This is a genomic window from Streptomyces sp. NPDC048462 (assembly GCF_043200175.1).
Classification (GTDB): Bacteria; Actinomycetota; Actinomycetes; order Streptomycetales; family Streptomycetaceae; genus Streptomyces.
This window is the reverse complement of sequence record NZ_JBICXG010000045.1, coordinates 11,494-26,653: the sequence shown is the minus strand read 5'-3', so window position 1 is coordinate 26,653 and position 15,160 is coordinate 11,494. Positions and strand designations below refer to the sequence as shown.

Annotated in this window: 9 protein-coding genes; 3 read left to right on the top strand and 6 right to left on the bottom strand. The window is 73.5% G+C overall.

Annotated features, from left to right (window positions below; all coding sequences use genetic code 11):
• The first annotated feature begins 31 nt into the window (after window positions 1-31).
• The 3 genes from ACGFU6_RS37760 to ACGFU6_RS37750 all read left to right on the top strand — a co-directional run bounded on the left by ACGFU6_RS37760 (window position 32) and on the right by ACGFU6_RS37750 (window position 5,996).
• Window positions 32-3,820: a trypsin-like peptidase domain-containing protein gene (locus ACGFU6_RS37760; RefSeq protein ID WP_393617086.1), complete on the top strand. Its 3,789-nt coding sequence runs from the start codon at window positions 32-34 to the stop codon at window positions 3,818-3,820.
• Between the two features lie 43 nt (window positions 3,821-3,863).
• Window positions 3,864-4,817, top strand: a complete 954-nt coding sequence (locus tag ACGFU6_RS37755) for a bifunctional riboflavin kinase/FAD synthetase (RefSeq protein WP_393617085.1) — start codon at window positions 3,864-3,866, stop codon at window positions 4,815-4,817.
• Window positions 4,818-4,898: 81 nt separating this feature from the next.
• Entirely contained in the window at window positions 4,899-5,996 is a 1,098-nt protein-coding gene (locus ACGFU6_RS37750; protein ID WP_393617084.1) for an XdhC family protein, read from the top strand.
• Between the two features lie 53 nt (window positions 5,997-6,049).
• Here ACGFU6_RS37750 and ACGFU6_RS37745 read toward each other — a convergent pair whose 3' ends face one another.
• The 6 genes from ACGFU6_RS37745 to ACGFU6_RS37720 form a co-directional block, all read right to left on the bottom strand.
• Window positions 6,050-7,048 (bottom strand): oligopeptide/dipeptide ABC transporter ATP-binding protein, encoded by a 999-nt coding sequence (locus ACGFU6_RS37745; protein WP_393617083.1) that lies wholly within the window; start codon window positions 7,046-7,048, stop codon window positions 6,050-6,052.
• Complete coding sequence (locus ACGFU6_RS37740) at window positions 7,045-8,073, bottom strand: ABC transporter ATP-binding protein (RefSeq protein ID WP_393617082.1); 1,029 nt, start codon at window positions 8,071-8,073, stop codon at window positions 7,045-7,047. The genes ACGFU6_RS37745 and ACGFU6_RS37740 overlap by 4 nt, the downstream gene beginning before the upstream one ends.
• A complete protein-coding gene (locus ACGFU6_RS37735; protein WP_393617081.1) occupies window positions 8,070-9,038 on the bottom strand; it encodes an ABC transporter permease in 969 nt (322 codons plus the stop codon). Before ACGFU6_RS37735 ends, ACGFU6_RS37740 begins: the two co-directional genes overlap by 4 nt.
• Window positions 9,035-10,117 carry an ABC transporter permease gene (locus tag ACGFU6_RS37730; RefSeq protein WP_393617080.1) on the bottom strand — a complete coding sequence of 361 codons (1,083 nt, stop codon included), beginning with the start codon at window positions 10,115-10,117 and terminating at the stop codon, window positions 9,035-9,037. The genes ACGFU6_RS37735 and ACGFU6_RS37730 overlap by 4 nt, the downstream gene beginning before the upstream one ends.
• 121 nt (window positions 10,118-10,238) lie before the next feature.
• Complete coding sequence (locus ACGFU6_RS37725; RefSeq protein WP_393617079.1) at window positions 10,239-12,116, bottom strand: ABC transporter substrate-binding protein; 1,878 nt, start codon at window positions 12,114-12,116, stop codon at window positions 10,239-10,241.
• 197 nt (window positions 12,117-12,313) lie between these two features.
• The gene (locus ACGFU6_RS37720; protein ID WP_393617078.1) at window positions 12,314-15,097 is read right to left on the bottom strand and encodes an SCO5717 family growth-regulating ATPase; all 2,784 of its coding nucleotides are present in this window, start codon (window positions 15,095-15,097) and stop codon (window positions 12,314-12,316) included.
• Window positions 15,098-15,160: the final 63 nt, after the last annotated feature.

Sequence of the window (15,160 nt, the reverse complement as noted above, 5' to 3'; positions counted from 1 at the left end):
TTGTCGATCACGGCGGACCTAACGTCGGATCATGGGATGCGGGGACCGGGCGACGCTGGTACGACTGTGCGATCCGGCCGGCCGGCCGAGGGGGACCGGGTTCGTCGCTGACGACCGGGGCACGGTCGTGACGAGTCACGAGGCGGTCGACGGGGTCGGCCACCTCGTCCTGCACGGTACGGACGGGCGCAGCTGCCGCGTCGACGCCGATGACATCACCGCCCTGCCCGAGCTGGATCTCGCGCTGCTGTCCACCGGCGGACCGGAAGCGCTGGGCGCGCAGCCGCTGCCGATCGTGGGGCGGGAGCGGATCGAGGCCGGCACCTACGTGACGATCGCCGCGCACGGCTGGCGCGAGGCCCGTGTCCTGGGCCCGGTCCCGGTGACGTACACGGCCGGCGGCGCCGCCCACCGGATCGGCCGGGCGCTGGAGCTGGCCCTCGGCACGGACGGCAGCGACGCGCTCCGGCTCGGCGGCGCGGCTGTGGGCGGGCCGGTCCTCGACCCGGACACCGGCGCGGTCATCGCGGTGCTCGGCACCTCCCTGCGGGCCGGACACGCCGCCGCCGGATGCGCGGTGCCGCTGGCCGGGGCGGGCGACGGGGGGCCCCTGGGCGAGCTGCTGCGGCGCAACGCCATGAGCGTCCCCGGCTACGGCCGCGACCTGAACCTGGCCGGAGCCCTCCAGCTCACCGCCATGTCCGTCGGCTCGGCCGGCGGCCACGGCGTCCGGCCCGATCCGGTGGAACGGCCCGAGGCCACCGCGGAGTTCAGCGCGTTCGCCGCCGGACCGGCGGCGGCCGGGCGGGCGGGCGCGGTCGTTCTCGGCCTCGTGGGGGAGCCGGGCACCGGCCGCACCACCGAGCTCGCCGCGCTCGCCGCCCGTCGGGTCCGGGGCCAGGTGCCCGCGCTCACCCTGTGGCTGCGCGGCGCCGACCTGCTGGCCGACGACACCTGCGTGGCCGACGCGATCGCCCGCACGCTGGGGCAGGCCGGCCGCATCGTCACCGCCGCCGGAGCCCTCGGCGACATGGCCGCCGCCACCGCGGAACGGGTGGCCCGGCTGGCGGCGGACTCCGGCAGCCCGCTGCTCGTCCTGCTGGACGGTCCCGAGGAGATGCCGCCCGTCCTGGCGCACCGGCTGGCCCGGTGGAGCACGGGCACGGTCGACTGGCTCCGGGAGAACGGCGCGCGGCTCGTCGTCGCCTGCCGCCCCGAGCACTGGGAGACCGCGGGCGCACTCTGCCCGCCGGACGCACTGCACCGCCCGGCCAGGCCCGCCCGGCGGCTGCCGTCCGCCCTGCGCGTCGACGACCTCACCGTCGGGCAGGCCGAGCTGGCCCGGCAGCGGTACGGTCTCCCGCCCGACGCGCTCGCCGCCGGCCACGACCGGCACCCGCTCACCCTGCGGCTGCTGGCGGAGGTGCGCGAGGCACTGCCGCCGGACACACCGGGGCGGCCGGACACCGAGGAGGTCTTCGGCGCCCGCCTGGACCTGATGTGCCTGCGCATCGCGGTCCGGATCGCCGCCGAGTGCCGGCCGGCCCCGCGGGGCAGCGCGGTGCGGCGGCTGGCGGCGCAGGTGGCGGGCCAGGTCCACGAGGCGGCCCGGCGCTGCCTCGGGCCGGGGCAGGGGGAGCTGGACCGGACCGGGTTCGAGCAGGTCTTCCCGTGGCGCACCGGCTGGGCGTCGGCCGTGCTCACCGAGGGCCTGCTGGTCCCGGCGGGAGCCGGCTACCGCTTCGCGCACGAGGAGCTGGGGGACTGGGTCCAGGGCGCGCATCTGGACCTGGACGCGGCGCTGCGGGCGCTGGTGCACCGCTGGCACGCACCCGGTGCCCCGGCGGCGGAGAGCGCCGGGCGGGTTCCGCACCCCCGCCGCCCGGACACGGCCGAAGGCCCCGGCGCCGCCCCCGCGGACCCGGCCGGGGGAGCCGAGGACGCCGAGCCGCGCACCCTCCCGGTGCCGCGCCACCGGATCGGCCCGGTGATCCAGGCCCTCCTGGTCCTGGGCCGCCGCCAAGGCCCCGCCGCGCTGGCCCACCGGCTGGCCGACCTGATCGAGGCGCTGGACCGGCTGCCGGCCGGAGGGGAGGGGACGCCGGCGAGTACCGGCGGACCGGGCCCGTCACCGGATGCCCCGGGCGCGTCCGGGGCCGGGGCCGCCACCTCGGCGCGGCAGGACGACGATCCCGCCGAGCCGCCCTCCGCCGAGGCCCCGTCCGCCGGGCCGCCCTCCGCCGATGGCTGTCCGCCCCCCGACGCCCGCTGGTGGGCCGCGCATCTCCTCGCCGAGACGCTCCTGCGGGTGCCCGACGCCCGACCGCACCTCGGCGTGCTCCGGCTGCTCACCGGGCGCATCGTCCGCAGTTCCGCCGAGGCGGGCGGGGCCGGTCCGCAGGGGGTGTACGCGGAGTTCGGGCCGTGGTTCTGGCGGCGGCTGCGGCTGCCCGAGGCGGACCGGATGGACCTGTTCCGTCGGCTCGTCCCCGCCGACGGACCGCCACGCGGCGAGGACGACGCCGACGGCGGGCGCTTCCTGGACGCGGTGGCACGCCGGCTCGCCGCCCATCCGCGTGCCCTCCAGCCGCTCCTGTGCACCTGGTTCACCGACGAACAGCCCATCGCGGCCGCCCGGGGAGCCGCCCCGCGCCCCACCGTCGCGGCGGCCGCGCAGTACCTCCTCTACGCCCGCCGCGACCTCGCCGTGGACGACCTGGCCGACGCGCTGGTCTCCACCGACCACCCCCGGGCCGTCGAGCTGCTCGCGGCCCTGGCCGAGGACGATCCCGCCGCACTCTGCCGGGCCGTCGAGCGCTGGTCCCGCGACGACGAACGCCGCGCCCGGCGGATCGCGGCCGCCTCCTACGGGGCGGTCGTCGCACCGAACCTCACCCGAGAGGCCGACCGCGAGCTGTTGCGCCGCTCCGCCCTCGCCCTGCTGGCCCGCCCCGGCGACACCGACCTGCACGGGCCGGCGCTGACCCGGCTGGTGGCCGACCCGCAGACCAGGGAGCGCTGCCTGCCGCAGGCCCTGCGCACCTTCGCCGCGGGCGGCCCCCGGCTGTCCCCGGCCGCGCTCGCGGTCGCCCTGCCCACCCACCCCGGCCAGGTGCTGGCCGCGTACCGCGAGCGCCTCCGGCGATCCGGCGACAGCGCGGGCGAGGTGCTGCGCGCCCTCGCCGGGATCGACGCCCCCGCGCTCGCCCTGCACGCCGCCGGGCTCGTACGGGCCTACGTCGACAGCCACCCCGAGGACACCGTCCACACCGCCGCCTACCTCGACCGCAGGCTGGAGCACGGGCCCGCCGCCCGCGCCCTGCTGCTGCCCCTGCTGACCGGGCTGCTCCGGGACCGGCCGGCGGCAGCGCCGGTGCGCGGTTCGCTCGCCGGGGTGCTGGCCTCGCCCGGCAGCCCGGCCTCGCAGCCGCTGCGGGACGAGCTGCTGGAAGTGCTGCTGGAGTTCGAACAGGGCGGTGCGCACCGGGACCCGGTCGTGCTCGACGCGCTGCTGCGGGCCGCCGCGACCGGCAGCGCCCGGCGCGGCCGGGCCCGCACCAGGGCCCTGGTCCACCGCACCGGGATGCTGCTCGTCCGGACCCCCGAGGGCGCCGCACGGTTCGACCGGCGACTGGTCGAACTCGCCCGTGAGGTGGCCGGATTCGCCGCCATGGTTACCGGGTGGCTGGCGGACGCCCCGCAGGAGTGGGCGGTGGTCGTCGGTCCCGGCGCGTGGCGGACCGTGGAGGCACTCGGGGCCCCGATGCCCATGCCGATGCAGGCCGCAGAGCGTGAGCATGGCAGTCTTAGACCTGCGTAAGAGACAAACCCACGTACACAGGTTCGGGCGAGGAGCGGTCAGAGTGCAGCGCTGGCGTGGCTTGGAGGACATCCCCCAGGACTGGGGACGCAGCGTCGTCACCATCGGCTCCTACGACGGGGTGCACCGCGGACACCAGCTGATCATCGGCCGAGCCGTCGAGCGGGCCCGTGAACTGGGGGTGCCGTCGGTCGTGGTGACGTTCGACCCGCACCCCAGCGAGGTCGTGCGGCCCGGCAGCCACCCGCCGCTGCTCGCCCCCCACCACCGGCGCGCCGAACTGATGGCGGAGCTCGGCGTGGACGCGCTGCTGATCCTGCCGTTCACCACCGACTTCTCGAAGCTCGCACCGGCCGACTTCATCGTGAAGGTGCTCGTCGACAAGCTCCACGCGCAGCTGGTCATCGAGGGCCCCAACTTCCGCTTCGGCCACAAGGCGGCGGGGAACGTGCGGCTGCTCACCGAGTTCGGCGGCACGTACGACTACCAGGTCGAGGTCATCGACCTGCGGGTGCGCGGCGAGGCAGGCGGCGGCGAGCCGTTCTCCTCCACCCTCACCCGGCGCCTGGTCGCCGAGGGCGACATGACCGGCGCCGCCGAGATCCTGGGCCGCCCGCACCGCGTCGAGGGCGTGGTCGTCCGCGGTGCCCAGCGCGGCCGCGAACTCGGCTTCCCCACCGCGAACGTGGAGACCCTGCCGCACACCGCGATCCCCGCCGACGGGGTGTACGCGGGCTGGCTGAACGTGAACGGCGAGGCGATGCCCGCCGCGATCTCGGTCGGCACCAACCCGCAGTTCGACGCCACCGAGCGGACGGTGGAGGCGTACGCGATCGACCGCGTCGGCCTCGACCTGTACGGGCTGCACGTCGCCGTGGACTTCCTCGCCTACGTGCGGGGGATGCTGAAGTTCGACTCGATCGACGAGCTGCTCGTGGCGATGGCCGCCGATGTGAAGCGGTGCAGCGAGCTGATCGCCGCCTACGACCGGGACTGAGCCACCGGGCCGGGGCGCCGGGGCTCGCCTAGGGTGGGCCGCGTCCCGGCCGGGTGAGCCGGGCCCGAGGAGGTCGCTACCGTGCGTGAACTGCTCTCCGAGCTCCGTGCCTGGCACGAGGCCGGCACCCCGTTCGCCCTGGCCACGGTTGTCTCCGTCCGAGGCAGCGCCCCGCGCGCCCCGGGCGCCGCGATGGCGGTGACCGCCGACGGAGCGGTGGCGGGAAGCGTGTCCGGCGGCTGTGTCGAGGGCGCGGTGTACGAGCTGGCCGGCGAGGTGCTCGCCTCGGGCACCCCGCAACTCCAGTCGTACGGGATCAGCGACGACGAGGCGTTCGGCGTCGGACTGACCTGCGGCGGCACGATCGACGTCCTGGTCGCGCCCTTCGCCGCCGAGGCCGACCGCGCATGGCTCCGGGGTGTCACGGACTCGATCGCGGACGGCGAACCCGTCGCCGTGGCCACCGTCCTGCCGGGCTCCGCCGCTGCCGGGGCCCGGCTGGTGGTCAGGGCCGGCGGCGCACAGGGCTCGCTCGGCAACGAGGGGCTCGACGCGGCGGTCACCGACGACGCCCGGGGCCTGCTCGCCCAGGGGGCCACCGGCCTTCAGTGGTACGGGGTGCGCGGGGAGCGCCGGATGCAGGACGTGTCCGTGTTCGTCCAGACGTACGCGCCACCGCCCCGGATGCTCGTCTTCGGCGCGATCGACCACGCGGCCGCGACGGCGCGCATCGGCTCCTTCCTCGGGTACCGGGTCACCGTGTGCGACGCCCGTCCGGCCTTCGCTACCCGCGAGCGGTTCCCCACCGCGGACGAGGTCGTCTGCGCCTGGCCGCACACCTACCTGTCGGACACCGAGATCGACGGGCGCACGGTGGTCTGCGTCCTGACGCACGATCCGAAGTTCGATGTCCCGCTGCTGGTCGCGGCCTTGCGCACGCCGGCCGCGTACATCGGTGTGATGGGGAGCAGGCGCACCCATCTCGACCGGCTCGCCCGGCTGCGCGAAGAAGGGGTGCGGGAATCCGACCTGGTCCGGCTCGCCTCACCCGTCGGGCTCGACCTCGGCGCCCGTACGCCGGAGGAGACGGCGGTCTCGATCGCCGCGGAGATCATCCAGCACCGCTGGGGCGGCACGGGGCGGCCGCTCGGCGAACTGTCCGGCGCGATCCACCACTGAACAGCGGCGGGCGGGCCCGCTGTCCCGGACCCGCCCGCCACCGCACGTCACGCCTACGACGACGGCGCCGCCACCACCGCGTTCGCCCAGTGGCACGCCACCTGCGTCTCGCCGCCGCCCGCGAGCACCGGCAGATCCTTCGTACGGCAGGCGTCCGCGACCCCCGCCCGCTCCGCCTCACCGGAGGCCAGCACCTGGCAGCGGACATGGAAGCGGCAGCCGGACGGGACCTTGGACGGGTCCGGCGGCTCGCCGGTCAGCACCACCGGGTCGCCCTCCGCCTCCGGCAGCACCGACAGCAGCGCCTGGGTGTACGGATGCCGGGGAGCCGTCAGGATCTGCTCGACGTCACCGGTCTCCACGATCCGGCCGAGGTACATCACGGCCACCCGGTCCGCGATGTTCCACGCCAGTCCGAGGTCGTGCGTGACCACGAGGGCGGACAGGCCCAGCTCGTCCCGCAGCCGCAGCAGCAGCGCCAGGATCTCGCCGCGCACCGAGGCGTCCAGCGAGGCCACCGGCTCGTCGGCCACGATGAGTTCCGGTTCCAGGACCAGGGCCCCCGCGATCACGACGCGCTGGCGCTGGCCGCCCGACAGCTCGTGCGGGTAGCGCAGGAAGAACCGCTCCGGCGGCCGGAGCCCGGCCCGGGACAGGGCGCTGGTCACCGCCTCCCGCTCGTCGCCGCCGTACCGGTGGATCCGCAGCCCCTCGGCCACCGCGTCGTACACCGTATGGCGCGGGTTCAGCGAGCCACTCGGGTCCTGGAGCACCAGCTGGACCCGCTTGCGGTACGCCTTGAGCGCGCGGCTCCCGTAGCCGAGCGGCTTGCCGCCGAACGTGATCTGCCCGGAGGTCGGCGGGACCAGGCCCAGCAGCGAACGCGCCAGGGTCGTCTTGCCGCAGCCGGACTCCCCGACCAGGGCGACGATCTCGCCCGGCCTGATGTCCAGGTCGACGCCGTCGACGGCCCGCGCCGGCTCGGCGCCGTGCCTGCCGGGGAAGGCGACCCGCAGCGCCTGGGCGCTGAGCAGGTCCGTCGTGGTGGTCATGTGGTGCTCCTTGCTTCCTCGGCGCCCGGCAGGACCGGCGCTGCGGCCCCCTGCGGACCCACCAGCACACAGGCGGCCTGCCGTCCGGGCCCGGCGTCCCGCAGCTCCTGGTCCAGCGTGGTGCAGGAGTCCAGGGCCACCGGGCAGCGCGGGTGGAACGTGCAGCCGGCCGGCAGCGCCGACGGGTCGGGCGGATCGCCCGGCAGCCCCCGGGGAGCGAACCGGGAGGCCGGGTCCCCGATGCGCGGGAAGGCGCCGGACAGGGCCTTGCTGTACGGGTGTGTGGCGTTCTCGTAGACCTCGGAGGCGGGCCCCTGCTCGACGACGCGTCCCGCGTACATCACCGCGAGCCGGTCGCAGGTGTCCGAGAGCACCGCCAGGTCATGGCTGATCATGATCAGCCCGAGGTCCTGCTCGGAGACCAGCTGTTCGATCAGGCGCAGGATCTGCGCCTGGATCATCACGTCGAGGGCCGTCGTCGGCTCGTCGGCGATGATCAGCCCGGGGTCGCAGGCGAGCGCCATCGCGATCATCACGCGCTGGCGCTGCCCGCCGGACAGCTCGTGCGGATAGGCGTCGACCCGGGCGGCGGGCAGTCCCACCTGCTCCAGCAGTTCGCCGGCCCGTTTGCGGGCGGCGGTCTGGGAGGCCTTGCTGTGCAGCACGATCGGCTCGGCGATCTGGTCCCCGATGCGGTGCACCGCGTTGAGCGAGTGCATGGCGCCCTGGAAGACGATCGAGGCACCGGCCCAGCGCACGGCCCGGACCCGGCCCCACTTCATGGTGAGGACGTCCTCGCCGTTCAGCAGGATCTCGCCGGTGACCTTCGTGCCCGCAGGGAGCAGCCGCAGCAGCGCGAGCGCCAGCGTCGACTTCCCGCACCCCGACTCCCCGGCGATGCCGAGCTTCTGGCCCGCGGCCACCTCCAGGTTCACCCCTCGGACGGCCTGGGCCCCGCCGGCGTACGTCACCTTCAGGTCGCGGACCTGGAGAAGAGGCGTCTTGACGATGCTCGTCGTGCTCAACGGGCCACCCCCAGCTTGGGATTGAGGACGGTCTCGATGGCGCGGCCGCACAGCGTGAACGCCAGTGCCACCAGGGCGATGGCGATACCGGGCGGTGCCAGGTACCACCAGTCGCCCGAGCTGACGGCGCCGGCCTCGCGGGCGTCCTGGAGCATGCCGCCCCAGGAGGTGATGGTCGGGTCGCCGAGGCCGAGGAAGGCCAGGGTGGCCTCGGTCAGGATCGCGCTGGAGATCACCAGCGTGGTCTGGGCGAGGACCAGCGGCATCACGTTCGGCAGCACGTGCCGGGTCATGATGTGGCCGTGTCCGCCGCCCAGCGCGCGGGCCCGCTCGATGTAGGGGCGGGATTCCACGGCGAGCGTCTGCGCCCGCACCAGCCGGGCCGTCGTCGGCCAGGTGGTGACGCCGATCGCGATGATGACCGTCCAGATCGAGCGGTCCATCACGGTGGCCAGCGCGATCGCGAGGACCAGGGTCGGCATGACCAGGAACCAGTCGGTGACCCGCATCAGGACCGTCGAGTACCAGCCGCGGAAGTGGCCCGCGAGGATGCCGACGACCGTACCGATGGCGACGCACAGGAAGGCGGCGAGCAGCCCCACGGTCAGCGAGACACGCGCGCCCCACACCAGCAGGGCGAGCACACTGCGGCCGAACTGGTCGGTGCCGAGCGGGAACTCGCCGCTCGGGGACTCCAGCGCCCCGCCGGGGGCGGCGGTGACGCTCTGCGAGTCGTCGCCGACCAGCACCGGCGCGAACAGGGCGATCAGCCCGATCAGGATCAGCCCGGCCAGCCCCCACAGGCCACTCGGGTGCCTGCGGTACTCGCGCCAGAAGCGGGCCATGGAGCGGCGCTTGCGGGCCCGTGCCAGTGCGCGCGGGCTCTTGGACACCCCGGTCCCCGGCCCCTCGGGCGCGGGCTTCCCGGCTTCGGGGGTCGCGGCGGGCATGGAATCGGCAGTCATCGGCCCACCCGGGGATCGAGCAGCGGATACAGCACATCGGCCAGGGTGTTCGCCAGGATCACCGCGGTGGCGAAGACGAAGAACAGCCCTTGGACGAGTGGCAGGTCAGGGACGCTGAGCCCCTGGTAGAAGAGGCCGCCGAGACCCGGCCAGGAGAACACCGTCTCGACCAGGATCTGTCCGGCGACCACATGGCCCAGGTTGACGAACATCAGCGTGAAGGTCGGCAGCATCGCGTTGGGCACGGCGTGCTTGCGGCGTACCGCGTCGTCGCGCAGCCCCTTCGCGCGGGCCGTCGTCAGGTAGTCGCTGCCCATCTCGTCGAGCAGCGAGGAGCGCATCACCAGCAGCGTCTGCGCGTAGCCGACGGCGACCAGGGTGATCACCGGAAGCACCATGTGGTGCGCGACGTCCAGGACGTACGCGAGGCCCGTCTCGTCGCCCGACTCCAGACCGCCGGTCGGGAACATGCCCGGGATCGGTCCGACACCCACCGCGAAGACGATGATCAGGAGGAGGCCGAGCCAGAACGACGGCACCGAGTAGAGCGTGAGCGCCAGCGCGGTGTTGAACCGGTCGCTGGTGGAGCCGTTGCGCCAGGCGGTACGGGTGCCCAGCCAGATGCCGAGCGCGCTGTAGAGGACGTACGCCGTGCCGGTGAGCAGCAGCGTCGCCGGAAGCGCCTCGACGATCTTGTCCATCACCGGGGCGTGGAACTGGTACGAGGTGCCGAAGTCACCGGTGAGCGCGTCGCCGACGTAGCTGGTGAACTGCTGCCACATCGGCTGGTCGAGGCCGAACTGACGGCGCAGTGACTCGAGCTGCTCGGCCGAGACCCGGCGGCCGCCCGTCATCTGCTTCACCGGGTCGCTGGGGATGAGCCGGAAGAGGAAGAAGCTGGTGACCAGAACGGCGAACAGCGAGACGGCCGCGCCGAGGATCTTGGCGGCCACGTACCTGAGGTAGGCCTTGGTGTCGCGCGCCCGTGGAGCGCGGGCGGCCGACGGACCGGCCGGGGCCGGACCGTCGGTATCCGCATCCGCCTGTTTCACGAGCGCCGGAGTGCTGTCAGCTGTCATGAGGGAACTCTCGTTACTCGTGCTGCACTTAGAGAGAGGGGCCGGCGGGGCCGCGGTGGTCCGGGGCCCCGCCGCCGCTCGCTCTCATCCGGTCCGCGGAAACTGCCCGCGGTCCATGGAACTACTCGCGGTCCTCCGCGGTGGTGCGACGCCGCCTCATGAGGAGGAATCCGCCACCCGCCAGGACCACGACGACGACCACGATGCCGATGACGATCCCGGTGGAACCCGAGCCGCTGTCGCTGTCCGTGCCGTCGCCGCTGCCCGCCGGTACGGCCGACCACCAGCTCCAGTACCCGTCCTGGCCGTAGATGTTGCCGGCCGCCTCGGGCATGGTGGAGATCGACTTGATCTGGTCGGTGCGGTAGGCCTCGACCGCGTTCGGGTACGCGATGACGTTCATGTACCCGGAGTCGTAGAGCCAGGACTGCATCTGCTTGACGATGTCCGCCCGCTTGGCGGGGTCGTACTCGGCGAGCTGCTTCTTGTACAGCTCGTCGTACGTCTTGTCGCAGATGAAGTTGTCCGTGGCCGCGCTCGCCTTTGCCTTGACCGGCAGGGCGGCGCAGGTGTGGATGCCGAGGACGAAGTCCGGGTCGGGGTTGACGGACCAGCCGTCGAAGGCGAGGTCGTACTCACCGGCGTACCAGGGCACCGAGACGTCGTCGAGGCAGTCGACCTTGAGGCCGATGCCGAGCTTGCCCCACCACTCCTTGAGGTACTTGCCGATCGCCTTGTCGTTCGGGTCCGTGGCATGGCACAGGATGCGCAGGTCGAGCGGCTTGCCGTCCTTGCCGACGCGCTGGTCGCCCTTGAGCTTGTAGCCCGCCTGGTCGAGCAGCTTGGCGGCCTTGGCCGGGTCGTAGCCCAGCTTCTGACTCGCCGACGGCTCCCACTTGTACGCGGGGAAGCGCGGCGGGATGTAGCCCGCGCCGTTGACGGCATGGCCCTGGAAGACCTTGTCGATGAGGGTGTCGCGGTCGATCGACAGGAACAGCGCCTGGCGGACCTTCTGGTCGAGCAGCGCCTTGTTGCCGTTGCCGAACTTCTTGCCGTCCTTGGTCTGCGCGCCGGGGTTGGTGGCCAGCGCGAAGAACCGGCGGCCCGGACCCTCGTTCACCTTGATGCTCTTCTCGCCCTTGAGCGAGGCGGCCTGAGCGGGCGTCAGCGCGGGCGAACCGGCGACGAAGGAGACCTCGCCCTTGCGGAGGGCGGCGACCGCGGCGTCCTGGTCCTTGTAGGTCTTGAAGACCACCTCGTCGAACTTGGGCGAGCCGCGCCAGAAGTCCTTGTTGGCCTTGAGCTTCACATACTGGTCGACCTTGTAGTCGGTCAGGATGAAGGGCCCGTTGCCCACGATCGGGAACTTCGTGTCGTTGTTGAACTTCGAGAAGTCCCCGACCTTCTCCCAGACGTGCTTGGGGACGATCGGCACATCGAGCGCGGCCATCGTGGCCTGCGGCTCCTTCAGCTCGATGACGAGCTTCGTGGGACTCGGAGCCGTCACCTTCTTGAAGTTGGTGACGAAGCTGCCGTTGGACTGGGCGGCGGCCTCGTCGGTCATGATCTTGTTGAAGGTCCAGGCCGCGTCCTCGGCGGTGGCCTGCTGACCGTCGGACCACTTGGAGTTGGACCGAATGGTGTACGTCCACGTCAGCTTGTCCGCGGACGGCTCCCACTTGGTGGCGAGGCCCGGGATCGCGTGGTTGTCCTTGACGTCATAGTTCGTCAGGAAGTCGTACATGAGCCGGGAGACGCTGGTGCTCAGCAGCTTCTGGGCGAGGAACGGACTCAGTGAGTCGACGCTCTGCGCCACCGCGACGGTCAGTGTCGATTTGCCGCTGTCGGCGGCCTGTGCCTGCTGGGGCGAGGCGGCGCCGAGCGGTACCCCCGGCACGACGGACGCGGCGGCGAGCCCGAGGGCGGCGGCGCCGGAGGCCAGGAGGATACGCAGACGTGAGCGTGGCTGGGCGGCGTGTGGTGGAACTCTTTCGACCATGGTCAGGGACCTCGCGTCATGACTCGCACGGAGAAGGCGGGTTGATCTGTGGATCGCCAACTGGTGAAGCGAAGGTTTATCAGCGGTGGTCGAGCCGCGTCAACGGTCATCGAAACGGCGTGTGGGCTGCGGGAATGCGCAGAGGGCCCGCATCGTGGAGACGATGCGGACCCTCATTGGTTTAGACCTCTGACGCCTTACTGTTGAGGCGCTGGCGGCGGCTGCTGCTGCCATCCCGCAGGCGGCACGGGACCCTGCAGTCCGGGGTGGGCGGGCTGTCCCGGTTGCCCCGGCTGACCGGGCTGAACGGCCTGTCCGCCGTACTGCTGTTGCTGTGGGTGGCCGGCCGGGTCGGCGGGCGGCTGGGCCTGCGGGGGCTGCTGCCAGCCCTGACCGGCGCCGGGGGCCGGCTGCTGCGGATAGGGCTGCTGACCGCCGTACGGCTGCTGCGGCTGCTGGCCGCCGTAGGGCTGCTGGGGCGGATACGGCTGGCCCGGCTGCTGCGGCGGGTAGGGCTGCTGGCCCGGAGCCTGCTGCTGGCCGGGCATCGGCGGGGCGTACTGCGGCGGCTGGTTGCCGCCGTTCGCCGTCCACAGCCCCTGCTGCTGCTGGGCGCGCGAGAAGTCCTCGGCGACGAGCGCGGAGAGGTTGAAGTACGCCTCCCGCGTCTTCGGGCGCATCATGTCGAGGTCCACCTCGGCGCCGGCCGACAGGTGCTCGTCGAACGGCACGACGACAACGCCGCGGCAGCGCGTCTCGAAGTGCTGCACGATGTCGTCGACCTTGATCATCTTGCCGGTCTCGCGGACCCCGGAGATCACCGTGAGGGAACGCTGCACCAGATCGGCGTAACCGTGCGCCGACAGCCAGTCCAGCGTGGTGGAGGCACTTGACGCACCGTCGACCGACGGCGTGGAGATGATGATCAGCTGGTCGGCGAGGTCCAGCACGCCGCGCATGGCGCTGTAGAGGAGACCGGTGCCGGAGTCGGTGAGGATGATCGGGTACTGCTTGCCCAGCACCTCGATCGCGCGCCGGTAGTCCTCGTCGTTGAACGTGGTCGAGACGGCCGGGTCCACGTCGTTGGCGATGATCTCAAGGCCGGAGGACGCCTGCGAGGTGAACCGCCTGATGTCCATGTACGAGTGCAGGTGCGGGATCGCGTGGACCAGGTCGCGGATGGTCGCCCCGGTCTCGCGGCGGACCCGTCGGCCCAGCGTGCCGGCGTCCGGGTTGGCGTCGATGGCCAGGATCTTGTCCTGCCGTTCGGTGGCCAGGGTGGAGCCGAGCGCGGTGGTCGTCGTGGTCTTGCCGACGCCGCCCTTGAGGCTGATCACCGCGATCCGGTAGCAGGAGAGGACCGGGGTGCGGATCAGTTCGAGCTTGCGCTGACGCTCGATCTCCTCCTTCTTGCCGCCGATCTTGAAGCGCGAGGCCGCGGACGGGCCCCGGCTGCTCTTCGTCTTCTGCTTGCCCCGGACCAGCCGGTCCGACGAGAGCTCCACCGCCGCCGTGTACCCCAGCGGTGCGCCCTGCACCGAACGCTCGCGCTGGTCGTGGGTGACGGGAGTGGGCCAGGCGGCTCCGGCGCGCGGGTCGACGGGTGCCCCCTGCTGCGGCGGAAGCTGCTGACCTTGCTGTACCGGCTGACCTTGCTGTACCGGCTGGCCCTGTTGTACCGGCTGCCCCTGTTGCTGGAGCTGGTGCGGGGGGATCTGGGCGGGCAGGTTCGGGCCGCCTTGAGCCTGCGGGAAGCCGTAACCGCCCTGCTGCTGCGGCTGGGGTCCGGGCGGCGGCTGCGGAGCGCCCTGCTGCTGCGCGGGCCACTGAGGTGTCTGCGGCGGCTGGGGCGCCTGCGGTGCATAGGGAGAGGCCTGCGGCGAGTGCGGCATCGGGAGCGGGGCCCCGGGCTGCGGCTGCTGTGCCTGGTGTGGTGCGGGAGGCTGCTGGGGGAAGCCGTAGCCCGCCTGCGGCGCGGGCGCTCCGGGCTGGGGCTGCTGAGGGAACCCGGGCTGCTGAGGGTTCTGGGGCGCCTGGGCCGCCGGGGTCTGCGGGAACCCGTAGCCGCCCGGAGCCTCGTTCGCCGAGGGCTGTCCCGGCCACTGCGACGCGGGCTGGGGCGCGGCGGGCTGCGGCGCGGCCGGCTCGAAGGAGGGCGGCAGCGGCGGCAGTCCGCCCTGCGGCGGTGCGGGTGCCCAGGGGACGGGGGCGTTCTGCGGTGCGTCGGGGGACGGCACGCCGGCGGACGGCGCTTCGTCCGGTGCGCCGTCGGCCTGCGGGGTGCTGTCGTCGGTGCCGGTGCCGGTGCCGGTGCCGTTCGTCGCGTCGGGCGAGGGCTCGTCGGGCTCGGACGACGCGGTGTCGGAGGGCGCCGGCGAGTCGGGCCCGCCCGCAGTCTCCGCGGCGGTCCGGTCCGGTGCGGCGTCCGTGTCCGTACCGGCGTCGGCGCCGGCGTCGGCCGCGTCCGCGCCGGGGCTCGGCGATGCGGCGGGCGTCTCGCGCTCCGCGATCTCCCGCCGCAGCGCGGCGGACGAGAACCGCACGGTCGAGCCGCTCTCCACGTCACCGTTCCCGGACGGATCGGCCGCACCGCCGCCGTCCACCGCTGCGGGCGCCGGGACGGGTGCTGCCGGGGCCGGCGCTGCCGGGCCGGGCTGAGCCGGAGCGGGCTGAGCCGGAGCGGGCGCCGGGGCCTGCGGTGCGGGCTGCGCCGGCGAGGGCGCGGCCGGAGTCCAGCCGGGTTCGTAACCGCCGCCGGCCGACAGCCCGGGCGCGGACACCGGTGCGCCGTTGGGCGGCGGGGGCGGAGCCAGGTGTGTTCCTGCGCCGCCTGCGGAGTCGCCCGGCGTATTCTGCGTGTACCAGGCGGGCGGGGTGTAGTCGATGGTGAACTCACCCGTCGTCTCGGCGGGCTCCGCGTCGGTCGACTCGTCGACGGGCCTGTCCCAGCTCCCGCGCATCTCGTCCCGATCGCCGTTCACTTTGCCTCCTGGTGTGGTCGAGCACCCTCTGTGCCGTGGTGGGTGGGGGCGACCGTTCCCACA

Excerpts from the sequence above, each read along its gene's own strand:
- ACGFU6_RS37745 (WP_393617083.1), bottom strand. The coding sequence starts at position 7,048 with ATGACCACCACGACGGACCTGCTCAGCGCCCAGGCGCTGCGGGTCGCC.
- ACGFU6_RS37735 (WP_393617081.1), bottom strand. The coding sequence starts at position 9,038 with ATGACTGCCGATTCCATGCCCGCCGCGACCCCCGAAGCCGGGAAGCCC.
- ACGFU6_RS37725 (WP_393617079.1), bottom strand. The coding sequence starts at position 12,116 with ATGGTCGAAAGAGTTCCACCACACGCCGCCCAGCCACGCTCACGTCTG.
- ACGFU6_RS37730 (WP_393617080.1), bottom strand. The coding sequence starts at position 10,117 with ATGACAGCTGACAGCACTCCGGCGCTCGTGAAACAGGCGGATGCGGAT.
- ACGFU6_RS37760 (WP_393617086.1), top strand. The coding sequence starts at position 32 with ATGGGATGCGGGGACCGGGCGACGCTGGTACGACTGTGCGATCCGGCC.